The organism is Saccharothrix lopnurensis, from assembly GCF_042658445.1.
GTDB lineage: Bacteria > Actinomycetota > Actinomycetes > Mycobacteriales > Pseudonocardiaceae > Actinosynnema > Actinosynnema lopnurensis.
In genome coordinates this window covers 13888-35542 of sequence record NZ_JBHSQO010000061.1, presented here as the reverse complement: position 1 = coordinate 35542, position 21655 = coordinate 13888, and the positions used below count along the sequence as shown (strand labels likewise).

The following is a 21655-nucleotide window of genomic DNA, read 5'->3' as shown; positions in this document are numbered from 1 at the left end:
CGCGAGGGAGGGCCGCACGTGGGAGTCGGCAAGCCGGTGAAGCAGGTGGGCGTCGTCGTCGTGGGCTCGGCGCTGCTCGTCGTGGGGGTGCTGCTGCTGGTGCTGCCCGGACCCGGGCTGCTGCTGGTGCTGGCGGGGCTGATCGTGCTCGCCTCGGAGTTCCCCGCCCTGGAGCGCTACGTCGACCCGGTGCGCGACCGGGCCATGAAGGCGGCCGAGGACAGCGTCTCCTCGCCGCTGCGCATCGCCGGCTCCGTGACCGCCGGGCTGCTGCTCATCGCGGCCGGCGTGGTGTGGGGCGTGGTGCGGTCGCTGCCCTTCGGCGGCTGGAGCACCGGGTCGAGCCTCATCCTGTCCGGGCTCGTCCTGCTCGCCCTGCTGGGCTGGAGCTACCGCCGGGTGCGGGCCCGGCGCCCGGCTCCCCGCACGTAGCCGCCCGCTGCCCGCACCCCGCTGCCCGCACCCCGCTGCCCGCACCCCGCTGCCCGCACCCCGCTGCCCGCACCCCGCTGCCCGCACCCCGCACCCCGCCGCCCGCACCCCGCCGCCCGCACCCCGCCGCGCCGGCTCACCGCCCCTCCACCAGCTCCCGGTACCGCTCGGTGTCCGCCGCGGTCCAGCCGGGCGGGTCCAGGACGTGGACCCACGCCTCGACCGTCTCCACCGGCCCGTAGTGGTGGCCCTGCCCCGGCGGCACGTCCGCGGCGAACACCAGGTCCATGGTCAACTGCCAGAAGGTGATCGCGGGCAACCACGTCATCTGCGGGCTGACGTCCGGGGCGCGCGGCTCGGCCAGCCAGTCGGGGCGGCGGGTGAGCAGCTGGGGCGACCACCAGACGACCGGGTCGGTCGCGTGCTGGAGGTACACCACGCGGCTGCCGCCCCACGGCGCGGACAGGTCCAGGTCGCCCGGGTCGTCGGCGAACCGCACGGCGGCCCCGGAGTCCACGACGGGCAACCGCTGCGGGGTACCCGGGTCGCGCTCGGCGGTCAGGTCCTCCCACACCCGCGTCGAGTTCGGGGTGCCCGTCCACAGCGCGCCGGAGGTGCGGGTGGTCATGTCCCCGAGCCCGTCGAACGCCGCCTGGCCGCCGAAGGCGCCGAGGCTCTCGCCGTAGACGACGAGTTCGGGCCTGCGGTCGGGCGGCCGCCGCTCCCGGGCCGCGTGGACCTGGTCGAACAGCTCCGCGCCCGCCGCCTGCGGGCTCTCCCGGTCGGCCACGAACGCGGCCCAGCTGGGCAGGTAGGAGTACTGGAGGGCGGCGATCGCGGTGTCGCCGCCGTAGAGGTACTCCAACCCCTCGGTGGCCGCCGGGTCCACCCAGCCGGTGCCGGTGGTGGTGACCACGGCCAGCACCGCCCGGTCGAACGCCCCCGTCCGCTCCAATTCGGCCACCACCAGCCCCGCCACCTCGGACAGCGACCCCGCCGAGGACCGCCCGCCGTAGACGCGGATCGGCGTGAGGGCCGGGCGGCCGGTGAACTCGCTCAGCTCGGCCGCCGTGGGGCCGCCCGCCACGAACGCGCGACCCTCCTTGCCCAGCGTCTTCCACGGCACCCGCGAGACCGGCGACCCCGAGCGCTCCGGCGCCACCGGGCGCACCACACCGGGGTGGTCGGTGCGGTCGGCCGTCGCCGCGAGCCGGTTGACCACCGCCAGGAAACCGTTGACCAGCGCGCCCTCCACGACCAGCAGCGCGAGCATGGTCACCACCGCCGCGCCGGTCAGCCGGGCGACCGCCGGCGGCACGAACCGGGACCCCGCCGCCGCCAGCCGCCGCGACGCCGCGCGCAGCAGCAGCGCCACGTCCCGCAGCCCGACCGCCACCGCCACCGCGACCGCCAGCACCAACCCGTAGTAGGACCGCTCGTCGCTGCGCACCCCCACCAGCTCCCGCACCTGCTCCTGCCAGTGCGCCCCGAGCAGCAGCGACACCGGCACCCACACCCCGACGCCGGCCGCCAGCAGGGCGTTGCCGCGCCGCCGGGTCGGCTCCGACCACCGCGGGCGCAGACCCAGTGCCCGCGCGAACCGCGCCACGCCCACCCCCGCCAGGTAGCCGGTGGCCGAGCAGATGCCCGCGGCGACGCCCTGGAGGTACCAGGGGCGGGGCAGCAGCGACGGGGTCATCGACCAGGCGAAGAACACCAGCGCGAACACCAGGCCGACGCTGCTCAACGACCGGCGGTAGCGCGACAGGGCGTCGCGGACCGGGCTGGGGCGCGGCGCGTCCGGCGCCTCGACGGATGTCGTGACGACCTCCCCGGGGTGCGCTGCGGACGTCGGCGGCGGTGCGCTGCGCCGGCAGCGGTGCGGTGCCGACCTCGGCGTCCGGTCGGCGTTGGCCGCACCAGCGGCGATGCCGGTCGGCGGTGATCACAGCCTAGGGCAGGGCGGTGGGGCCGCCGGGGGCGGCGCGCGGGCCGCCGTCGATCGCGGGCGACCGGTGCCGGTGGAGTGCTGTCGGAGTGCCGGTGGAGGAGGGCGGGAGGTCGTCGGAGCCGGGACCCCGGGGCGGCGGAAGCCCTCGTCGGCACGGGTCGCGCGCAGGTGCCGGAGGGTTCCGCCGGCCCAGGATCAGGCCGGCCCAGGATCACGCCGGCCCTGGGCTCAGGCCGTCTTCCGCGCGGCGCTCCGGGTGTCGTCCGCCGCCTCGCCGTGGTGGTGCCCGCCGCCGAAGCGGTGCACGTGGAAGCGGGCCGCCTCGGCGGGCATGACCACGAAGGGCCGCATCATGCCCTCGTCCTCGTGGTCGAGGATGTGGCAGTGGTACATGAAGTTGCCCGTCGCGCCCTCGAAGCGGCCCGCGATGGCCAGCCACTCGCCGGGGCCCACCAGGAAGGTGTCCTTCCAGCCCTCCTCCTGCGGGTCCAGCGGCCGACCCGGCTCGGGCACCGGCAGCGGGGCGGTGGTGCCGCCGGTGGCGACGTCGAAGCCCGTGACGTTGCCCGTCGCCGCGTCCCTCGGGAACCGGGTTCGGGTGAGGGCCTGGAACTGGCTCAGGTGGACGTGCATCGGGTGGGCCGGGCCGCCGAGGTGCAGGAAGTGCCACACCGCCCAGCGGCCGTGGTCGATGAACACGCTGGTGGTGTCGTCGAACAGGCTCGCGACCCGCTCGAACGTGCGCACCCGCCCGGTGGCGGGGTCGGTGAGCTGGACGATCCCCGGCGCGGGCAGCTCGGCGGGCAGCCGGTCCGGGTCGGTGATCTCCTGGAGCTCCCACAGCTGCGGGTGGCCCTCGCCCGCCGTGCCGGGCGGCACCAGCCCGACGAACACGTGGTCGTGGTCCTCGGGCACCGTGGTGCCGTGGTGGAGCCGGACGTAGGAGGCCGACAGCTCGGCGGGCAGCCGGAAGCGGTCGTGCCGGTGGCGGTCCTCCACCCGGAACTGCATGACGGCCGGTTCCGGGGCCGCCGTCGGGTGCGCGTTGGTCAGCCGCACGCGCCTGCCGCGCAGCCGTGAGAAGTCGACCAGCAGGTCCGCCCGCTCGGCCGGGGCCAGCACCAGGCCGCCCTCCGGCAGCGGGGCGGGCGCGGGCAGCAGGCCGCCGTCCGTGCCGATCTGGCGGGCGGCGTCGTCGAGCGCCTCGCCGGTCTCGTCGTCGACCAGGCGCAGCTGGTAGGTGCGCGCGTTCGAGGCGTTGACCACCCGGAACCGGTACCAGCGGGCCTCGACGTCCAGGTGCGGCCAGATCCGCCCGTTGACCAGGGTGAACGGTCCGGTGAACGGCAGGTGCAGCACCTGCCCCGCGGCGGTGGTCAGGTAGGGGACCTTGTAGAGCAGCTGCCCGGTGAGGGCGCCCGACGCGTCGGTGTCGAGGTTCCGGTCGGTGATCACGAGCGGTACCTCGTGCTCGCCCGAGGGCAGGTCGAGCGCGTCCTCCTCGTCGTCGCGGACCAGGTACACGCCGACCAGGCCCGCGTGGACGTTGAAGCGGGTGACCGCCATGGCGTGGTCGTGGTACCAGAGGGTGGTGGCCTGCTGCCGGTTCGGGTACTCGGCCAGCTGCGAGGCGTCCGCGAGCACGGCGTTGTGGGCCCAGCCGTCGTTGCCGCCGCCGGTGTGGGCGCCGTGCAGGTGCACGACCGTCCACGCGGGCAGGTCGGCCACGCCGTCGACCAGCGCCACGCCGTCGGGCAGCGAGCCGTCCGGGTTGCGGAAGCCGGGGCTGTTCTGCGGGGCCGAGGCCAGCGGCGCCCTCGCGGCCACCAGCGGGATGGTCCCCTCGATCCGGTTGGTCCAGGACACGCGGAACAGGTGCCCGGCGCGCACCTCGATGGTGGGGCCCGGGAAGTGCCCGTCGTAGGTCCACAGCGCGGTGGGCGGCAGCTGCGAGTGCAGGTGCGCGGTGGTGCGGACCATGGGCATGGTGATCGTGTCGCGGTGCCGCCAGGAGTGCGAGCGGATCACCGGTGGCACCCGCAGCGGGTCCAGGAAGGCGGTGAGCCCGAACGTCGGTGGCCCGGCGGCGGGCGCGGTGGCAGGCCCGGCGGCGGGCGCGGTGGTGCTGGGTGTGGTGATGAGTTCGGTCATGGAATCGCCCCCCGGCGAGGTCGCGTCGCGCGGCACACCCGCCCCGGAGGGCGGGTGGCGCGCGATCCCCCTGCGTCGCGGGTCCGGCTCCCCAACCGGGATCCCCGACACAGGAGAAGAGGGGGCTGGGCGGCGCTGGATACACGGCCGGCGGTTCACGGGTGAAAAGACTCGGCCGCCGCCGGGGGGAACCGCGTGCCGCTCGTGTTCCCCGCACGACCCGCCGGAAGTCGGGGCCCCGGGCCGCCTGCCGCCACACCTCCCGCGGCGCCCGGTCGAGCTGGTCGACCAGCACCCGCAGCGCCGAGTGGACGTGCTCCTCGGCGAAGCGGGTGACCGCCTCGCCGTCCCCCGCCCCGAGCAGCCGGACGAGGTCCCGGTGCTCCTCGACGACCACCGCCCGGTACCCCTGGTGCCCCAGGCGGATGCGGGTGAGCTGGAACAGGTGCACCTGGGACCGCACGGCCCGCCACGCCTCCAGCAGCCGCCGGTTGCCCGCCGCCGCGTAGACCTCGTCGTGGAAGCCCATGTCCAGGGCGAGCAGCTCCTCGCTGGGCGCGCCCGCCGCCAGCCGCCCGGCCATGGCGTCGACCAGCCCGTCCAGGGCGGCGAGGTCCACGCGGCCGATCGCGGTGCGGCTCGCCAGCCCCTCCAGCGCGGCCCGCACCGAGTACACCTCCCGCGCGTCCCGGACCGTCAGGTCGACCACCCTGGTGCCCCGGTGCCAGGCGCTGCGCACCAGCCCCTCGCGCTCCAGCACGGCCAGGCCCTCCCGGACCGAGCCCCGGCTGACGTCGAGCGACGCGGCCAGCTCGACCTCGCGCACCGGCGAGCCCGGCGGGAACACCCCCGCGAGGATCGCCTCCCGGATGCGGTCGGCGGCCTCGCCCGCGAGACCCCGCCGGTCGGCCTTGCGCAGCTCCATGGAGGGCAATGTTGACATTCGGACATCAGCTGGTCAATCGTGGGGGCATGAGACCCGCCTTCCACCTCGCCATCCCCGTCGACGACCTGACCAGGGCCCGCGAGTTCTACGGCGGCGTGCTGGCCCTCGACGAGGGCCGCTCGGCCGAAGCCTGGGTCGACTGGAACTGCTACGGCCACCAGCTCGTCACCCACGTCGTGCCCGGCGCGCGCGGCGACTCCGGCCGCAACCCGGTCGACGGCCACGACGTGCCGGTCCCGCACTTCGGCCTGATCCTGCCCACCCCCGAGTTCCACGCCCTGGCCGACCGGCTGCGCGCGGCCGGCACGGAGTTCGTCATCGAGCCCTACCTGCGGTTCGCGGGCGAGCCGGGGGAGCAGTGGACGATGTTCCTCCGCGACCCGGCGGGCAACGCGCTGGAGTTCAAGGCGTTCAAGGACGAGTCGCAGGTGTTCGCCAAGTGAGCCGGGGAGTCCTCGTCACCGGCGGCAGCCGGGGCATCGGCGCGGCGATCGCCGACGCGTTCCGCGAGCAGGGCGACCGGGTGATCGCCCTGTCCTCGGCGGACGTTGACCTGGCGGACCCCGAGGCCGTCGCCCGGACGGTCACCGCGGCCACCGGGGAACTCGGCGCCATCGACGTCCTGGTGAACAACGCCGGCCTGGTGGAGTTGGGCTCCCTGGCCGGCAGCTCGTACGACGAGTGGCAGTCCCTGTGGCGCAGGACCTTCGACGTCAACGTCTTCGGCGCCGCCAACATGTCCCACCGCGTGGCCCACCACATGATCGACCGGGGCGTGCGGGGCCGGATCGTCAACGTCGGCTCACGCGGGGCCTTCCGCGGCGAACCCGACATGCCCGCCTACGGCGCGAGCAAGGCGGCACTGCACTCCCTGGGCCAGTCGCTGGCCGTCGCCCTCGCCCCGCACGGCATCGCCGTCACCTCGGTGGCACCCGGCTTCGTGGCGACCGACCGGGTGTCGGACATGGTGACCGACGAGGTCCGCGCCCAAAGCCCGTTCAACAGGGTCGCCGAGCCGGAGGAGGTCGCGGCGGCGGTGGTCTACCTGGCCTCGCCCGCCGCCGAGTGGGCATCGGGCACCGTCCTCGACCTCAACGGCGCCTCCCACCTCAGGACCTGACCCCACCGCCCACGACGCGAGGAGACCCGGATGGGTTCGTTCGACGTGCCCCTGGCCGACGAGCGCACGCAGCTCGACGCGTTCACCGAGGAGTACCGCGGCGCCGTCGAGGCCGCCCTCGACGGCCTCACCGAGGAACAGGCCCGCCGCCGCCTGGTCCCGTCGGCGACGACGCTGCTGGGCCTGCTCAAGCACGTCACGTGGATGCAGCGGGTGTGGTTCGAGGAGTGCGTGGGCGGCACGCCCCGCCGGGAACTCGGCCTGGTGGGCACCCCGGACGACTCCTTCCGGCTCACCGCCGAGGACACCGTCGCCTCGGTCACCGCGGCCCACCGGGAAGCCTGCGCCACCGCCAGGGAAGCGGTCGCGGACCTGCCGCTGGACACCGTCGTCACCGGCCACCGCGCCGGACCGCGCACGCTGCGCTGGGTCTACCTCCAGGTCCTGCGGGAACTGGCCCACCACTGCGGCCACGCCGACGTCCTGCGCGAGCAGGTGCTGGCCGGCTAGGCTTCCCGCGCCCGGGCCCGCAGCACGTCGAACTCGCACCCCGGCGTGTCCGGGTCGAAGCCGTGCTCGATCAGCCAGCGCGACGCGGTCAGGGCGCGCAACGACCACCAGGCGCGGATCACGTCCCGGTCCGCGCCGGCGCCGTAGCCGGCGAGCAGGTCGTCCAGGCGGTCCTCGTGCCCGAGCGTCAGGACGGCCAGGTCGAACATGGCGTCACCGGGGGCGGCCTCGGACCAGTCGATGACCCCGGTGACCTCGTCCCCGTCGACGAACACGTGGGTGATCTGGAGGTCGCCGTGGATGAACACCGGCTCCCACGGCCGGAGCGCGGCCTCGGCGATCTCCCGGTTGCGCCGGACCACCTCGGCGGGCAGGACGGCGTTGGCGAGCAGCCACGCGCACTCCTCGTCGAGCTCCGCGGCCAGGTCGTCGAGCCGGGGTCCCGGCCACGGCGGCACCGGCGCGTCGTGCAGCCTCCGCACGGCGGCACCGGCCGCGGCCCACGCCGCCGGCGACGCGGTCGACGGTTCGCCGAGCACGCCGAGCGCCTCGCCGGGCACGGCGGCGATCGCGAGCACGGGCGGCTCCCGCCAGAGGACGGCCGGGGTCGGTACCGGCGCCATCGCCATCGCCCGCACCTCGACATCGGCGTGCGCCGGGTCGACGTCGACCTTCAGGAACACGTCGCCGACGCGCAGCGTCGCGCGTTGGCGGTGGGCGACGACGACCTCGATCTCCTCCACACCGGCCATCCTGGCGGGGCCGGCCGCCGGTGTCGCCGGATTTCGCGGACCACCACCTACGACCCCAGGTACCCCCGAACCACCGCCACCTCCTCCTCCCGCCCCTGCCGCCGGTACAGCTCCAACGCCTCCGACCACACCCCCCGGGCCTCCTCGCCCCGCCCCAGCGCCGCGTAGGACCCACCGAGGTCCCGCAACACGTCGGCCGACATGTACGTGTTCCCCAACGCCCGGTACAGCGCCAGCGCGTGCTCGTAGTGCCCCGCGGCCCGCTCGTGCCGGCCCGTCCGGTGCTCGATGTACCCCAGGCTCACCGACGTCGCCGCCTCGCCGTCCGGGTTGTGGTGCCCCCGGTACAGCTCCAGCGCGGCCCGGCAGTGCGCGCGACCGTCCTCCAGCTCCCCCAACCGGGCCGCGTGCCGGCCGAACTGGTTCAGCGCGTCGGCCTCCCACACCGGCTGGTCGAGCGCGCGGAACAGCTCCAGGGCCCGCGCCGCGTGGTCCACCGCCAATCGGTCCTCGTCCTGCTGCCCCCAGGCCCAGGCCAGCATCCGGTGCGTCTGGGCCAACTCGGAGTTGTCGCGGTGCTCCTCGGCCGAGGACAGGGCCCGGTGCAGGTGCCGCACCGCCTCCTCGTGCGACCCCAGGTGTGCCAGCGCCCGCCCGAGGAACCGCGACGCCCGCACCCCGAGCACGTGCTCCGGCAGGTGCGCCGCGGCCCCCACCGCCACCCGCCACGTCGTCACCCGGTCCCGCAGGTGCCCGCGCCGCCCGTGGAACGAGTCCAGCGCCCACGCCAACAGCCACGCCACCCGGTGCCGCCCGCCGGCGACGGCGACGTTCTGGGCCGCCAGCAGGTTGGGGTGCTCGACCTCCAGCCACGCCATGGCCGCGGCGGCGTCCGCCGGCGGTTCGGGCCGGACCCCCGGCACCGGCGGGTCCAGCCGCACGGGCAGCCGGTGCGGGGCCAGCAACCGGTCGGCGGCGCACGCGACGTGCGCGTAGGAGTCCAGCACCCGCCTCAGCGCCGCGTCCCGCTCCTCGTCGGGCAGGTCCTCGTGCGCCACGGCCACCGCCCAGCCGCGCACCAGGTCGTGCATCGCGTAGCGGCCGCGCGCGTCCTGGTCCAGCAGGGACGCCTCCTCCAACCCGCGCAGCGCCCGCTTCGCCCGCACCGGGGGCAGCCCGGTCAGGTCGGCCGCCGCCGGCAGGGCCAGGTCCGGGCCGGGCGCGATGCCGACCAGGCCGAACACCCGCTGCTGCTCGGCCGACAGGGCGCGGTGGGACCAGGACAGGACCTTGGGCAGGCTCGCCGCCGGGTCGTCGTCGTCCAGCACGTCCAACCCGAACTCGCGCAGTTCGCCGGCGAGCCGGGCCAGCGGCGCGCCGGGGTGGGTGTGGGCGTGCCCGGCGATCAGGCCCAGCGCCAGGGCGAAACCCCGGCAGAACCCCACCAGCTCGGCCACCGCGTCCGGCTCGGCGGCGACCCGGTCCGCGCCCAGCCAACCGGTCAGCAGCTCGTGCGACTCGTCCACGGCCAGGGGGTCCAGCCTCAGGTGGTGGGCACCGTGCCTGCTGACCAGGGTGTTGGGCGTGCGGCGGCTGGTCGTCACCACCACGCACGACCGCCCGCCCGGCAGCAGGGGAGCGGCCTGCTCCGCGGTCGCGGCGTTGTCCAGCACGATCAGCATCCGCCGCCCGGCGACCAGGCTGCGGTACAGGGCGGCCTGGGCGTGCAGGTCGGTCGGTATGCGCCCGGGTTCCACGCCGAGCGCGTCGAGGAACCCGCGCACCGCGACGCCCATCTCCATCGGGTCGCTGTCCGGGCTGAAACCACGCAGGTCGACGAACAGCTGCCCGTCGGGGAACCGGTCCAGGTGCCGGTAGGCCCAGCGCACCACCAGCCACGTCTTGCCGATCCCGCCGGCCCCGCTCAGGGCCAGGACCGGCGCGGCGCCGCCCGCCTCCGCCGCGTCCAGGAGCGAGGTCAGCCGCTCCAGCTCGGCGGCGCGGCCGACGAAGCGCGCGGGCACGGGCGGCAGTTGGCGCGGGGGCGGCTGCTCCCGCACGGCCGGGTGGACGTGGACGTCCCCGCCGATCGAGCCGGCCTGCACCACCGACCCGACCACCACCCCGCCGAGCTCGTTCCGCCCCGCCGGACCCCCCGACCGATCCCCGCCCGGTAACCCCGGACCGTCCCCACTCGTCGACACCGCACCATCAGACCGGAGGGACCCGGCACCGGCCAAGCGCCACGCCCGCGCGCACCCGACCGCGATCGGGTTCGACCGCCGTCGAATCGACACGGGACGCCACCACGCGCGGTGTGACCAGCGGTCCATGCCCGGAGGGTGATCACTGTCCGCACTCGAAAGAGTGTATTTGATTACCGTCTGTCTTGAACGACGCCGTTGCGTGACTAGAGTTGACGCGGTGTTGACCGAAGACGTCCGTGCGGAGTGCGCGTGGTGAGTCGAGTGCGGTCGCTGTTGGACCAGTACCGCAGGCAGGGCGCGAGGTCGTTGCTCGACCAGGCGCGGGGCACCGTCGCCGACCTCCTCGAACCCCGCCGCCCGCCCTCCCGCCCACTCCCGCCCCCAGCCTCTCCCTCGACACCCCGACCGGCCGGGTCCCCACCCGCCGGGTCCCCGCCCACCGACGGCTCCCGCGACGACGTGCTGGCCGGCGTCTGCGCGGGCATCGCGTTGCGCGACCTGAACCTGCTCGACTCCCTGCTGGCGGAACTGGAGCGCATGGAGGCCGAGGAGCAGGACCCCGACGCCCTGGACCGGCTCTACCGCCTCGACCACCTCGCCACCCGCCTGCGCCGCAACGCCGAGAACCTGCGCGTGCTCGCCGGCGAGGAGGCCGGCGCCGCCGCCGAGGACACCGCCTCGCTGGTCGACGTCATCCGCGCCGCGATCTCGGCGATCGAGCGCTACCCGAGGGTGGACGTCGGCCGGGTGGCGCCGCTGGCGGTGGTCGGCTTCGCGGCCGACGACGTCAGCCGGCTGCTCACCGAGCTGCTCGACAACGCCACCGCCCAGTCCCCGCCCAGCTCGCCGGTGACGGTCAGCGCCCACATCACCGAGAACGGCAGCATCCTGCTGCGCGTGGAGGACATGGGCATCGGCCTGCCGCAGGAGCGGATGGCCGGGCTGAACGAGCGGCTGTCCACCGCGCCCGCCCTCGACAGCGCCGCCATCGAGCACATGGGCCTGGCCGTCGTGCGGCGGCTGGCCGACAAGCACGGGGTGCGCGTGTGGCTGGGCCGCCGCGCGCCGCACGGCACGACCGCGTCGGTCCTGCTGCCCGCCGGCCTGGTCCGCGAGGCGCCCCCGGTCTCCTTCACGCGGCCGCCCGAACCCGACGCGCCGCCCCGCGCCGCGCTCCCTCCCCCGTCCCCGACGCCGCGGCGCCCGCCCGCGCACGCCAGGTCCCCGCACACCCGACCCGGCGGCCCCGACGCGCCGCGCACGGGCGGCGTGACCGCCGGCGGGCTGCCCCGCCGCGTGCCCACCAGCCTGCGCGTGCCCGACAGCCCCGCCGACCTCGCCGCGCCGTTCACCCCGCCCCTGCTCGGGACCTCCACCGACGACGGGTTCTTCACGGACCTGGCGGACTTCGACGCCGGCGAGCGCGCGGCCCGGGGCACCCCGCCCGAGCCCGACGACCTGCCCGGGGACCTGAGCGGCGATCTCGGCGGCGACCTGCGCGGCGACCTCCGCGAGGGCGGCCCGGACGACGCACGCCGCGAGGACCACCCGAACGATGACTGACCACGAGGACCACCCGAGTGACGACTGACCACCGAGCCGCCGACCCCGCACCGGACTTCAGCTGGCTGATCAACGACTTCGTCCACCGGGTGCACGGCGTGACGCACGCGTTGATCCTGTCCTCCGACGGCCTGCCGCTCATCGCCTCCGACACCGTGGGCACGGACGCGGCCGAGCAGTTGGCGGCCATCTCCAGCGGGATGCTCAGCCTGGCCCGCAACGCGGCGGCGGTGTTCGACCAGGGCGGCTGCGAGCAGATCCTGGTCCGCCTCACCGGCGGCTACTTCCTGTTCATGGACATCGGCGAGGGCGCCGGCCTGGGCGTGCTGACCTCGTCCTCCTGCGACATGAAGGTCATCGGCTACGAGATGACCAAGTTCGTCGACAACGCCGGGCACGCGTTGACCCCGCAGCTGAGGGCCGACATGCGGCGCACGGTGACCGCACGGCGCCCCGGCGCGTGAGGAGGGCGATCGTTGTGGCCACCGGTTCCGCACCCGGCGCGAAGCGCAGCACCAGGGTCCGCGCCTACGCCATCACCCGCGGCCGCACCAGGCCCCGGCACCTGCTGCTGGTGGAGACCCTGGTCTCGGTGCCGAACCACGACCCGCAGGCCGCCGCGCGGATGATGCCGGAGACCCGGGCGCTCTACGAGCACGCCCGGCAGCGCACCTCCGTGGCCGAGCTGTCGGCGCACCTGGACATCCCGCTCGGGGTGATCCGCGTGCTGCTCAGCGACCTGATCGCGCAAGACCTCGTGTACATCCACCCGACCGGGCACGAGTACCAGTACGACCTGTCCCTGCTGGAGAGGATCCTGGATGGGCTCAAGGGCGTGTGACGCCGCGCCGTTGACGATTTCGGCGAAGATCGTGGTCGCCGGCGGCTTCGGGGTCGGCAAGACGACCTTCGTGGGCTCGGTCTCCGAGGTGCCCCCGATCAACACCGAGGCGTGGATGACGGAGGCGGCCGAGGGCGTGGACCCGGTCGACCCCGGCGGCGACAAGACCACGACCACGGTGGCGATGGACTTCGGCAGGCTCACGCTGACCGACGACCTGGTGCTGTACCTGTTCGGCACCCCCGGTCAACCCCGGTTCTGGTTCCTGTGGGACGACCTGTCGCGCGGCGCGCTGGGCGCGGTCGTCCTGGTGGACACCCGCCGCGTCGAGGAGTCGTTCGCGGCCATCAACTACTTCGAGAACGACTCCGAGATCCCGTTCGTGGTCGCCGTGAACATGTTCGACGGCCTGCTGGCGCACGACCTGGACGAGGTCCGCGACGCGCTGGCCATCTCCCCGGACGTCCCGCTGATCACGTGCGACGCCCGCGACCGGGCCTCGGTCGTCGGCGCCCTGCGCGAGCTGGTGTCGTACACGATGCAGCTCGCCCCGTCGTACGGCCCGGCGTGATCGGCGGCCCACCCCGCGAGCAGAGAGGTTGGCGGCAATGCGGAAGGTGCTCGTCGTCGGAGCCGGTCAGGCCGGGTTACAACTCGCGTTGGGCCTGGTCGGCCGGGATTACGACGTCACGGTCATGTCCGCCCGGACACCGGAGGAGATCCGGGCCGGCCGGGTCACGTCCACCCAGTGCATGTTCGGCCCGGCGCTCCAGCACGAACGTGACCTGGAGCTGAACCTCTGGGAGGAGCGGACGCCCCGCGTCGAGGGCCTCGGCCTGTCCGTGGGCGCGCCCACCGACGACGGCGGGTGGCAGCGGGCGCTGAACTGGCTGGGCCCGCTGGACGACCACGCCCAGTCGGTCGACCAGCGGGTGAAGATGGCGGGCTGGCTGGAGCTGCTGGAGGACCGCGGCGGCCGGGTCGTCTACCACGGCGTCACCACCTCCGACCTGGACGCGCTGACCGCCCGGTACGACCTGGTGCTGGTGGCGGCGGGCAAGGGCGAGCTGGTCGAGGCGTTCCACCGCGACCCCGGGCGGTCCCCGTACCGGACGCCGCAGCGCGTCCTGTCCGTGGCCTACGTGCACGGCATGGCGCCGCGCCCCGAGCACCCGGACGTGCGGGCGGTGCGGTTCAACGCGGTGCCCGGCGTGGGCGAGCTGTTCGCCATCCCCGGGTTCACCCTCAGCGGCCCCTGCGACATCCTGTTCTTCGAGGGCCTGCCGGGCGGCCCGCTCGACTGCTGGGACGACCGGCCGGGGCCCGACGAGCACCTGGACCGGTTCCTGTCGCTGGTGCGCCAGTACGTGCCGTGGGAGTACGAGCGCTGCGGCGAGGTCGAGCTGACCGACCCGAAGGCCACCCTGACCGGCGCCTACGCGCCGGTGGTGCGCAAGCCGGTCGGCGTCCTGCCCTCGGGCGGCCGGGTGCTGGGCATGGCGGACGTGGTGGTGGCCAACGACCCCCTCACCGGGCAGGGCTCCAACAACGCCGCCCGGTGCGCCGCGTCCTATGTGGACAGCATCCTGGCGCGCGGCGACCGGCCGTTCGACGAGGCGTGGATGCACGAGGCGTTCGAGGCGTACTGGGAGAGCGCGCGGCACGCCACGCGCTGGACCAACGCGATGCTCCAGCCGCCGCCCGAGCACGTCATGCGCGTCTTCGGCACGGCGCTGGAGGTCCCGGAGGTGGCCCGCAGGTTCGCCAACTGCTTCGCCGACCCCTCCGACCTGGAGAGGTGGTTCTTCGACCCGGAACTGGCCGACCGCTACCTGACCTCGGTCACGCGGGGCTGACCCCGGGTGGGGGCGGTGCGCCCGCACCGCCCCCACCGGATCAGCAGGACTTCGTCCAGGAGCACTCCAGGTCCCGCACCGGGTCCGACCCGGTTCCCGGCCCGACCTTCGGCGCGGTGCCCGGCGCGTCGCGGTGCCGGGCCCGCGCCCCGGGCTGGGACTGGCCGGCCCGGTCGGAGGCCAGCCGCACCGCGATGGCGTCCTCGATGTCGCGCGGCACGCCCGACACGAAGTTGTTGAACATCAGCGAGAACACCAGCTCCCGACCGTCGGCGTTGGTGACGTAGCCGGCCAGGCCGGTGATCCCGGTCAGCGTGCCGGTCTTGGCGTGCAGGTTGCCCGCCGCGGCGGTGCCGGCCATCCGGCCGCGCAGGGTGCCGCCCTCCATCCGGTCCCACCGGCCGGCCACCGGCAGCGCGTCGTACCAGCTCCGGAACCACGGCTTGGCGCGCGCCGACCGCAGGACCTGCGCCAGCAGGTCGGGCGACAGGACGTTCATCCTGGACAGGCCCGAGCCGTCGAACAGGTTCATCGTCAGCGGGTCCGCGCCCAGGCCGGGCAGCAGGGACTCCAGCGCCCGGATGCCCGCCGGCCAGGTGCCCTGGCCGTGGAACTTGCGCCCCAGCGTCTTGATGAGCACCTCGCCGTGCATGTTGTTGCTCAGCTTGAGGAACGGCACCAGCAGCTCGCGCAGCGGCATCGACTGGCGGGTGGCCAGCACCCGCGCCGCCGCCGGGGTCGCGCGGAACCCGGTCCCGCCGGTCACGGTGATCCCCTTGGCCGCCAGGGACGCGCGGAACAGCCCGGCGACCAGCGTGGTCGGGTCGTCGACCGAGATGTAGGCGGCCTGGGCCGCCGCGCCCGGCGCGATCGAGCCGCTGACGTGCACGACGTTGCCGCCGTGCTCGCGGTTCACCTGGACCCCGCCGCCGCCGGCGGTCGTGGTGGCGGTGTTGCGGATGTCGAGGGCGACCGGCGGGGTGACGGTCACCTGCGGGGGGCCGCCCGCGGCGCCGGGGGAGACCCGGACGGCGACGGCGCCGGAGTCGTAGTCGGTGTCCGGCGCGAAGGTCAGCGCCGAGGTCTGGGCGCTGTAGTAGTGCGGCTCGTCGTCCCACGCCCAGCCGGTGGCCAGCGGGACGGAGTCGAACCAGGTGTCGTCCGCGACGAGTTCACCCCTGACGGTCCGCACGCCGGTGGCGGCCAGCTGCGCGGCCAGGGCGTCGTAGTCCTGGGCGAGCATGGTCGGGTCGCCGGTGCCGCGCAGGTAGAGGTCCCCCGCCAGCTCGTCGCCCTGCACGGCCGCCGTGGTGGCCAGGTCGGTGCGCCAGCGGTGGTCGGGCCCGAGGCCGTCGAGCGCGACCGCGCTGGTGACGATCTTCGCGGTCGAGCCGGGCTGGAAGCGGGTGTGGCCCGAGCGGCGGTAGAGCGCGTCGCCGGTGTCGGCGTCGCGCACCACCAGGCCCACCGCGGACGAGGCCAGCCGGGGGTCGCCCAGCAGGCGGTCGAGGTCCGTCGTGAGCGGGTCGGCGGTGTCGGCGGCGGCCGCGGCGGTGAGGCCGAGGACGAGGGACAGGGAGGCGAGCAGGACGGTCGATCGTGGCCGACTGGTCATGCCCTGGATTGTGCCGGTGACGGCGGGTCCGGTGGACGTGGTCGGCGGAATCCGGTGTGCGGCCGGGTGCCGGCGCGGTTGCGCGCCCGCGTCGACACCCGTGCCGCGAGACCTCCGCGGCCACCGCCTGAACGGCCACTGCCAGAACGGGCCACTGCCCAGAACGAGCCACGGCGGACAACTGGGTCTCGTCCGGATGACGCAGCGCGTTACCCGTCACCCGGGTGCCTCACCTCATCAGGTGACCGAGTGGTCCGGCCGGCGGGACAGCGGACCGGGTGCGCGGGCCGTCCGGGCGCTCCTCCGCCGATCCCGCGGGCGGCTCGACCGCCGGCGCGTCCGGTTCACCCGCACGGCCCGACACGATGGCTCGATCAGACCTGTCGGGGCTGGTCCGAGGGGTCGCCGGCCTGTGGCGGGGAGGGGGCGCGGTTACTGTTGATCCGGGGCCATCGGCGCCGTGGGCGCCCGCGGAGGAGGTGCACGGATGAGCGAGGAGAGCCTGGTCGAAGGGGTGTCGGTGGAGACCCTCGCGGTCGGGGGCGTGCCGGTGCTGCGCCTGGCGGGTGAGGTCGACACGCGCGGCAGCGAGGCCCTGCGCCGCGAACTGCTCCCCTGGCTGGACACCGTCACCTCCACGTCGGCGGTGGACCTGACCGGGGTGACCTTCCTGCCCTCCAGCGGGTTGGCGGCGCTGGTCGAGGGTGCGCGGTACGCCGACCAGCGCGGCGTCTCGTTCGTCATCGTCGCCGACCAGCGCGCGGTGCTGCGGCCGTTCCGGGCCACGCGCATGGACGAGGTGTTCGCCGTCTACCCCGACCTGGAGCGGGCCGTGGCCGCGCTGCGGGAGGCGGGGGACGGGGCCGGCGGGGGTGCGGACGGGGCGTGACGAGGGCCGCGACCGCCGCCGTCACCGCCGTCACCACCACCGCCGTCCACAGCGGACACCACGGCAACCCGAAGCGGGTCCTCGGTGCGCGTGCGTTCCCGCTCGCCGGGCCCGCCGTGACCCCTCGCGCGGCAGGGGGTGGTGCTCCCGCGGCCCGCCGGGTCGACGACGTCCCGCGGGAGCACGCCCACCGGATCACGGAGCGGTCGTGGCGGCCTTCCCGTAGCCGAGCGTCGAGATCGTCGTGCCGCCGGTGTCGCGCAGCTTCGCGGTGTCGCCCTGGTCGTTCCAGATCGGGCGGCCCTTGCCGTAGGAGAACCCGCCCCACTGCGGGTGCACCTGGTTGGTGTAGACCCGGATGCGCTGGCCCGGCTGGAGGACCGTGCCGGGCGGGAAGGCGAAGTCCTGGCCCGCGTCGTCGGCGCCGAGCACCCAGCCGGAGATGTCGCCGGGCGCGCTGCCCCGGTTGACGATCTCGACGAACTCGTCGGCCTGGCTGCCCTTGACCTCGCCCTTGTGCCGGACCTGGGTGATCGCGATCTCCGGGCGGCCGGCCTTGGCGAAGATGGCGACCACGTCGGCGCTGTTGGCGCCGTTCTCGGCGCTGATGAACTTGCGGACGACCTGCCCGCCCTGCTTGAAGCCGCTGATGACGACGGCGTACTCCTCGCCGTCGACGGTCACGGTCTGCGGTGAGACGAACGAGGGCAGGTCGACCTCGTCCTCGGGGTTGGGGCCGACGTTGGGCGTCTCGTTGTGGTGGAACCGGAAGCCGAAGTCGGCCTTCGTGCCGTCGTCGAACACGACCGCCACCGTCAGGTCGACGTCGAACTGGGGTGCCGGCATCGCCTGGATGGGGAAGTTCTCGTGGGTGAAGGTGCCGAGGGTGAACTCCGTCCCGTCGAGCCGCACGTCCACCGTGCCGCCGCGGAAGACGTAACCGCTCTTGCCCCCACCCACCGGGATGCCCCAGGTGACGTGGTCGGTGCCCAGGCCGGAGAGGTTCGGCGGGGTGACGCTGGTGCTCGGCCAGGTGCCGGATGTGGTGGCGCTGCTCATGGGTGAAGATCATCCGGCGATCGGAGCACGATCGTTAATACCCCGGCGGGGTGGGTGCGTTCACCGCCGATCGCGGGAACCACCCGGCTGGGTCGTCGGCACCCGCCCCGGACCGCCTGCGTTCGGGTGGTTGGTGGGTGCCCGAACGGCCCAATCACCGCAGAACTGCGTACTCGTGCCGGTGAGCCGGGCGCACACCGCGCGCCGGCCGCGAACCCGGCGTCCCCCGTCCGGTGCCGGCGCAGGGCCGCGCACGGCGGACCGCCGCGGGGCGCCGGTCGTCCCGGGCGTCGCCGCACTCGACCACACGACCTCGGCGGGTCACACCCCCGCACCCGGCTTCGCCGCCCGCCGCCAGGCCGCGCCGCGCAGCAGGCGCAACCCGTTGAGGCCCACCACGACGGTCGAGCCCTCGTGCCCGGCCACCCCGAGCGGCAGCGGCAGGGTGCCCAGCAGGTCCCACGCCACGAGAACCGCGATCGAGGCCCCGGCGATGACGAGGTTCGCCACGACCAGCCGCCGGGCGCGGCGGGCCAGGGCGAGCACGGCGGGCAGGGTGGCGAGCTCGTCGCGGGTGATCACCGCGTCCGCCGTGTCCAGCGCGAGGTCGGACCCGGCGCGCCCCATCGCGACGCCGACGTGCGCGGTGGCGAGCGCGGGCGCGTCGTTGACGCCGTCGCCGACCAGGACCACCCTGTCCCCGCCCGCTTCCAGCTCCCGCACCGCCGCGACCTTGTCCTCCGGCCGCAGCCCGGCGCGGACGTCGGTGATGCCGACCTCGGCGGCCGGCCGCGCGGCGGCGCGCGGGTTGTCGCCGGTGAGCAGGACCGGCGGAGCGCCGGTGAGGGCGGTGATCCGGGCGACGGTGGCCGCGGCGTCCGGGCGCAGCCGGTCCGCGAGCCCGAGCACCCCGGCCGGGCGGCCGTCGACCCGGACGACCACCGCGGTGTGCCCGGTGCGTTCGAGCCCGGCGACGAGGTCGCGGACGGCGGCGGTGTCGGTCCGGTCTCGTCGAACCGGCCGCCCGGCACGGGCCGCACCGCCGCGAGCCGGGGCGCGCCCTCGGTCAGCGTGCCGGTCTTGTCGAACGCCACCCGCGTCACCGAGCCGAGCCGTTCGAGCACCACGGCGGACTTGACCAGCACGCCGTGGCGGCCGGCGTTGGCGATCGCGGACAGCAGCGGCGGCATCGTCGCCAGCACCACCGCGCACGGCGAGGCCACGATCATGAACGTCATCGCGCGCAGCAGCGTCGGCCGCAGCTCCGCGCCGAACAGCAGCGGCACGACGAACAGCGCGAGCGTCGCGGCGACCATGCCGATCGAGTAGCGCTGCTCGACCTGCTCCACGAACAGGTGGGCGCGGGACTTGGTCGCGCTCGCCTCGGTGACCACGGCGACGATGCGGGCGATCGCGGTGTCGGCGGGGGAGCGGGTGATCCGCACCCGCAGCGCCCCGGTGCCGTTGAGGGTGCCGGCGAACACCCCGTCCCCGGGCCGCTTGTCCACCGGCAGCGGCTCGCCGGTGATGGTGGCCTGGTCGACCTCGCTCGCGCCCCCGACCACCTCGCCGTCACCGCCGACGCGTTCCCCGGGCCGCACCAGGACGAGGTCGCCGATCCGCAGCCGGGTGGCCTCCACGGTCTCCTCGCCGGTCGCGGTGACCCGCGTGGCCCGCTCGGGCGCGAGGTCGAGCAGGCCGCGCACCGAGTCCTCGGTGCGCTTGGTCGCGACCGCCTCCAGCGCCCCCGAGGCGGCGAAGACGACGATCAGCAGCGCGCCGTCGAAGACCTGGCCGATCGAGACCGCGCCGATCGCCGCCACGACCATCAGCAGGTCCACGTCCAGGGTCCTGTCCCGCAGCGCGCGCAGCCGGACCAGCCCGGTTGCCACCCGCCGGCGGCGCAGCAGGCCAGGTGCGGCGCCCACCACAGCTGGTCGGGGCCACCGGCGAGCCCGGTCGCCAGGCCCAGGAGGAACAGGGCGGTCGCCGCGACCGCCCACCGCACCTCCGGCAGCGACCACGTCCCGGTCCGCCGGCGCACCCCGGCCCGGCGCGGTTCCGCCCGTGGGGGGACCTCGAATTCTGCTGTCACAGCAGTAAGATATATGCGCAGTCACGCAGATACGCAAGTAAAGGGACAGCTGGGTACCCTGGCGCCATGCACACCTCGCTGTCCGACTTCGACATGCCCGACGAGGAGCAGGTGCACCTGGCCGCCGAGTCGTTCCGGCTGCTCGCGGACCCGACCCGGATCAAGGTGCTGTGGGCGCTGCTCCAGGGGGAGTCGTCGGTGGCGTGCCTCGCCGAACTCGCCGGCGCGGCGCCCACGGCGGTCAGCCAGCACCTGGCCAAGCTGAGGCTCGCCGGCCTGGTCAAGGGCCGCCGGGAGGGCACGTTCGTCTACTACTCCGCCGCCAACGACCACGTGCGCGGGCTGCTCAAGCAGGCCCTGTTCCACGCCGACCACGTGGACCGCGGCACCTCGGAGGACCCCGCGCCGACCGGCTGAGCCGGTGGGAACCCCGGGAACGAGGCCGGCTCCCGCGCCAGGGGGGAGGGGCGCGGGAGCCGGTGGTGGTGCGGCGCGACCGGGGGGTGGGCCGCTCGCCGCACCGGATCAGGGGGACGGGTGTCGATGCCGGTGACGGCCCCGGCACCCGCTCGGATCACTCCTCGGAGGCGAAGTCCTCGCCGCCGCCGTCGTCCTCGAACGCGTCGTCCAGGGCCTCGCCGATGATCATGCCACCGACCACGCCCGCCGCCGCGCCCGCGACCACGCCGCCCACACCGGGACCGCGGTGGTGGCCGTGGTGCCCGTGCTGACCGTAACCCGGCTGACCGTACCCGGGCTGTCCATAGCCCGGTTGGCCGTACCCCGGTTGGCCGTACCCCGGCTGCCCATACCCCGGCTGGCCGCCGAACGCGGGGTTGCCCTGCGCCGGGTAGCCCGGCTGCCCGAACGCCGCGTGCCCGCCGCGCTCGGAGACCTGCGCCAGCCACTGCCCGATGGCCGCCGCCCAGTCGGTGCGCGCCGCGTCGTCGTGGGTGGCGTGGAAGCGGCCGAAGGCGTCGGAGCCGGAGGAGAACATGCCCCCGCGCTTGTCGGCCTCCAGCACCACGACCAGTTCGTGCGGGCTGGTCACGAAGGTCAGCTCGACCTGGTTGATCCGACCCGCGAACTGGCTCGGCGGGAAGAACTCGATCTCCTGGTAGAAGCCGAGCTCCTGGTGGACGCCGTGGATCCGGCCCGCCTCCACGTCGGCGGACCGGAACTGGAAGCCCAGCTGCCCGAACGCCTCCAGCACCCGGTCCTGCGAGGGCAGCGGGCCCACCAGCACCGGGTCCAGGTCGCCCTTGTCGGGCGCGCCGGAGATGACCAGCTCGGTCCGCACGCCCACGGTCATGCCGGGCAGCGGCTGCCCGCCGACCGCGGTGATCGGGGTCTCCCACGGGAGCGTCAGCCGGAACGGCACCGACACCGGCTGCCCGGCCGCCACGCGCACGCCCTGGGCGACCGAGACGCGCAGGAACTCCGACACGCCGTTGAACTCGTGGTCGCCGTGCTCCACCTCGACGCGGGTGACCAGGGACAGCACGATCTGGTCGATGACGGCCTCGTTGCTGCCGCCCTGGATGCGCACCTGGCCGCTGACGACCTGGCCGGGCTGGGCGTGCGGGGTGTCCAGGACGGTGTCGACGGACGGTCCGCCGACGCCGAAGGCGCTGAGCATCCGTTTGAACATCGGGTTTCTTCCTCCGG

At 74.9% G+C, this 21655-nt stretch carries 20 protein-coding genes and 2 pseudogenes; 11 read left to right on the top strand and 11 right to left on the bottom strand.

Going from position 1 to position 21655, the window contains the following annotated elements; genetic code table 11:
- The first annotated feature begins 18 nt into the window (after nt 1-18).
- Nucleotides 19-432, top strand: a complete 414-nt coding sequence (locus tag ACFP3R_RS34200) for a PGPGW domain-containing protein (protein ID WP_380642512.1) — start codon at nt 19-21, stop codon at nt 430-432.
- Between the two features lie 136 nt (nt 433-568).
- On the opposite strand, the gene ACFP3R_RS34195 is transcribed toward ACFP3R_RS34200, so the two are convergent.
- The 3 genes and pseudogenes from ACFP3R_RS34195 to ACFP3R_RS34185 all read right to left on the bottom strand — a co-directional run.
- Entirely contained in the window at nt 569-2179 is a 1611-nt protein-coding gene (locus ACFP3R_RS34195) for an alpha/beta hydrolase (protein ID WP_380642510.1), read from the bottom strand.
- Nucleotides 2180-2611: 432 nt separating this feature from the next.
- On the bottom strand, nt 2612-4534 hold the full coding sequence (locus ACFP3R_RS34190; protein ID WP_380642508.1) for a multicopper oxidase family protein: 1923 nt from the start codon (nt 4532-4534) through the stop codon (nt 2612-2614).
- A gap of 319 nt (nt 4535-4853) precedes the next feature.
- Nucleotides 4854-5459 (bottom strand): annotated as a pseudogene (locus ACFP3R_RS34185) (GntR family transcriptional regulator); the annotation flags it as partial.
- 47 nt (nt 5460-5506) lie between these two features.
- On the opposite strand from ACFP3R_RS34185, the gene ACFP3R_RS34180 reads away from it, so the two are divergent.
- From ACFP3R_RS34180 to ACFP3R_RS34170, 3 genes are read left to right on the top strand one after another with little or no spacing between them, the layout of a single operon-like run.
- Nucleotides 5507-5923 (top strand): VOC family protein, encoded by a 417-nt coding sequence (locus tag ACFP3R_RS34180; RefSeq protein WP_380642506.1) that lies wholly within the window; start codon nt 5507-5509, stop codon nt 5921-5923.
- Nucleotides 5920-6600 (top strand): SDR family NAD(P)-dependent oxidoreductase, encoded by a 681-nt coding sequence (locus ACFP3R_RS34175; protein ID WP_380642504.1) that lies wholly within the window; start codon nt 5920-5922, stop codon nt 6598-6600. Before ACFP3R_RS34180 ends, ACFP3R_RS34175 begins: the two co-directional genes overlap by 4 nt.
- Before the next feature lie 30 nt (nt 6601-6630).
- A complete protein-coding gene (locus ACFP3R_RS34170; RefSeq protein WP_380642503.1) occupies nt 6631-7110 on the top strand; it encodes a DinB family protein in 480 nt (159 codons plus the stop codon).
- Here the strand turns inward: ACFP3R_RS34170 and ACFP3R_RS34165 are convergent.
- Nucleotides 7107-7862 carry a phosphotransferase family protein gene (locus ACFP3R_RS34165; protein WP_380642501.1) on the bottom strand — a complete coding sequence of 252 codons (756 nt, stop codon included), beginning with the start codon at nt 7860-7862 and terminating at the stop codon, nt 7107-7109. The two genes, ACFP3R_RS34170 and ACFP3R_RS34165, sit on opposite strands and share 4 nt — an antisense overlap.
- A 47-nt stretch (nt 7863-7909) precedes the next feature.
- On the bottom strand, nt 7910-9985 hold the full coding sequence (locus tag ACFP3R_RS34160; RefSeq protein ID WP_380642495.1) for an ATP-binding protein: 2076 nt from the start codon (nt 9983-9985) through the stop codon (nt 7910-7912).
- Between the two features lie 345 nt (nt 9986-10330).
- Between ACFP3R_RS34160 and ACFP3R_RS34155 the strand changes: the two genes are divergently transcribed.
- Genes ACFP3R_RS34155 through ACFP3R_RS34135 form a run of 5 tightly spaced genes read left to right on the top strand, consistent with a single transcriptional unit; the run spans nt 10331 to nt 14329 of the window.
- The gene (locus ACFP3R_RS34155; RefSeq protein WP_380642493.1) at nt 10331-11632 is read left to right on the top strand and encodes a sensor histidine kinase; all 1302 of its coding nucleotides are present in this window, start codon (nt 10331-10333) and stop codon (nt 11630-11632) included.
- Between the two features lie 17 nt (nt 11633-11649).
- Entirely contained in the window at nt 11650-12096 is a 447-nt protein-coding gene (locus tag ACFP3R_RS34150; RefSeq protein ID WP_380642491.1) for a roadblock/LC7 domain-containing protein, read from the top strand.
- Nucleotides 12097-12110: 14 nt separating this feature from the next.
- Nucleotides 12111-12473, top strand: coding sequence for a DUF742 domain-containing protein (locus tag ACFP3R_RS34145; RefSeq protein WP_380642489.1), 363 nt, complete (start codon nt 12111-12113; stop codon nt 12471-12473).
- Complete coding sequence (locus tag ACFP3R_RS34140) at nt 12454-13044, top strand: GTP-binding protein (RefSeq protein WP_380642487.1); 591 nt, start codon at nt 12454-12456, stop codon at nt 13042-13044. The genes ACFP3R_RS34145 and ACFP3R_RS34140 overlap by 20 nt, the downstream gene beginning before the upstream one ends.
- A gap of 37 nt (nt 13045-13081) precedes the next feature.
- Entirely contained in the window at nt 13082-14329 is a 1248-nt protein-coding gene (locus ACFP3R_RS34135) for a styrene monooxygenase/indole monooxygenase family protein (RefSeq protein ID WP_380642485.1), read from the top strand.
- Between the two features lie 40 nt (nt 14330-14369).
- Here the strand turns inward: ACFP3R_RS34135 and dacB are convergent, their stop codons facing one another.
- Nucleotides 14370-15944, bottom strand: a complete 1575-nt coding sequence (gene dacB, locus ACFP3R_RS34130; RefSeq protein ID WP_380642483.1) for a D-alanyl-D-alanine carboxypeptidase/D-alanyl-D-alanine endopeptidase — start codon at nt 15942-15944, stop codon at nt 14370-14372.
- A 487-nt stretch (nt 15945-16431) separates the two neighbouring features.
- Here dacB and ACFP3R_RS34125 point away from each other — a divergent pair, with 487 nt between their 5' ends.
- On the top strand, nt 16432-16833 hold the full coding sequence (locus ACFP3R_RS34125; protein WP_380642481.1) for an STAS domain-containing protein: 402 nt from the start codon (nt 16432-16434) through the stop codon (nt 16831-16833).
- A 195-nt stretch (nt 16834-17028) separates the two neighbouring features.
- On the opposite strand, the gene ACFP3R_RS34120 is transcribed toward ACFP3R_RS34125, so the two are convergent.
- The 4 genes and pseudogenes from ACFP3R_RS34120 to ACFP3R_RS34105 all read right to left on the bottom strand — a co-directional run bounded on the left by ACFP3R_RS34120 (nt 17029) and on the right by ACFP3R_RS34105 (nt 19987).
- Complete coding sequence (locus ACFP3R_RS34120) at nt 17029-17892, bottom strand: lamin tail domain-containing protein (RefSeq protein WP_380642479.1); 864 nt, start codon at nt 17890-17892, stop codon at nt 17029-17031.
- Nucleotides 17893-18213: 321 nt separating this feature from the next.
- Nucleotides 18214-19104, bottom strand: coding sequence for an HAD-IC family P-type ATPase (locus tag ACFP3R_RS34115; protein ID WP_380642535.1), 891 nt, complete (start codon nt 19102-19104; stop codon nt 18214-18216).
- Nucleotides 18990-19721 (bottom strand): annotated as a pseudogene (locus ACFP3R_RS34110) (HAD-IC family P-type ATPase); the annotation flags it as partial. The pseudogene ACFP3R_RS34110 and the gene ACFP3R_RS34115, both read right to left, overlap by 115 nt.
- Nucleotides 19721-19987: a hypothetical protein gene (locus ACFP3R_RS34105; protein WP_380642477.1), complete on the bottom strand. Its 267-nt coding sequence runs from the start codon at nt 19985-19987 to the stop codon at nt 19721-19723. The gene ACFP3R_RS34105 and the pseudogene ACFP3R_RS34110, both read right to left, overlap by 1 nt.
- 66 nt (nt 19988-20053) lie before the next feature.
- On the opposite strand from ACFP3R_RS34105, the gene ACFP3R_RS34100 reads away from it, so the two are divergent.
- Complete coding sequence (locus tag ACFP3R_RS34100) at nt 20054-20404, top strand: ArsR/SmtB family transcription factor (protein WP_380642475.1); 351 nt, start codon at nt 20054-20056, stop codon at nt 20402-20404.
- A 157-nt stretch (nt 20405-20561) separates the two neighbouring features.
- Here the strand turns inward: ACFP3R_RS34100 and ACFP3R_RS34095 are convergent, their stop codons facing one another.
- Nucleotides 20562-21638 carry a sporulation protein gene (locus ACFP3R_RS34095; RefSeq protein ID WP_380642473.1) on the bottom strand — a complete coding sequence of 359 codons (1077 nt, stop codon included), beginning with the start codon at nt 21636-21638 and terminating at the stop codon, nt 20562-20564.
- Nucleotides 21639-21655 lie beyond the last annotated feature (17 nt).

Bases quoted from the DNA above. Each gene is read 5' to 3' on its own strand.
- ACFP3R_RS34135 (WP_380642485.1), top strand. From the start codon at position 13,082: ATGCGGAAGGTGCTCGTCGTCGGAGCCGGTCAGGCCGGGTTACAACTC.
- ACFP3R_RS34095 (WP_380642473.1), bottom strand. From the start codon at position 21,638: ATGTTCAAACGGATGCTCAGCGCCTTCGGCGTCGGCGGACCGTCCGTC.
- ACFP3R_RS34170 (WP_380642503.1), top strand. From the start codon at position 6,631: ATGGGTTCGTTCGACGTGCCCCTGGCCGACGAGCGCACGCAGCTCGAC.
- ACFP3R_RS34125 (WP_380642481.1), top strand. From the start codon at position 16,432: ATGAGCGAGGAGAGCCTGGTCGAAGGGGTGTCGGTGGAGACCCTCGCG.
- ACFP3R_RS34165 (WP_380642501.1), bottom strand. From the start codon at position 7,862: ATGGCCGGTGTGGAGGAGATCGAGGTCGTCGTCGCCCACCGCCAACGC.
- ACFP3R_RS34190 (WP_380642508.1), bottom strand. From the start codon at position 4,534: ATGACCGAACTCATCACCACACCCAGCACCACCGCGCCCGCCGCCGGG.
- ACFP3R_RS34100 (WP_380642475.1), top strand. From the start codon at position 20,054: ATGCACACCTCGCTGTCCGACTTCGACATGCCCGACGAGGAGCAGGTG.
- ACFP3R_RS34180 (WP_380642506.1), top strand. From the start codon at position 5,507: ATGAGACCCGCCTTCCACCTCGCCATCCCCGTCGACGACCTGACCAGG.
- ACFP3R_RS34140 (WP_380642487.1), top strand. From the start codon at position 12,454: ATGGGCTCAAGGGCGTGTGACGCCGCGCCGTTGACGATTTCGGCGAAG.
- dacB (WP_380642483.1), bottom strand. From the start codon at position 15,944: ATGACCAGTCGGCCACGATCGACCGTCCTGCTCGCCTCCCTGTCCCTC.
- ACFP3R_RS34120 (WP_380642479.1), bottom strand. From the start codon at position 17,892: ATGAGCAGCGCCACCACATCCGGCACCTGGCCGAGCACCAGCGTCACC.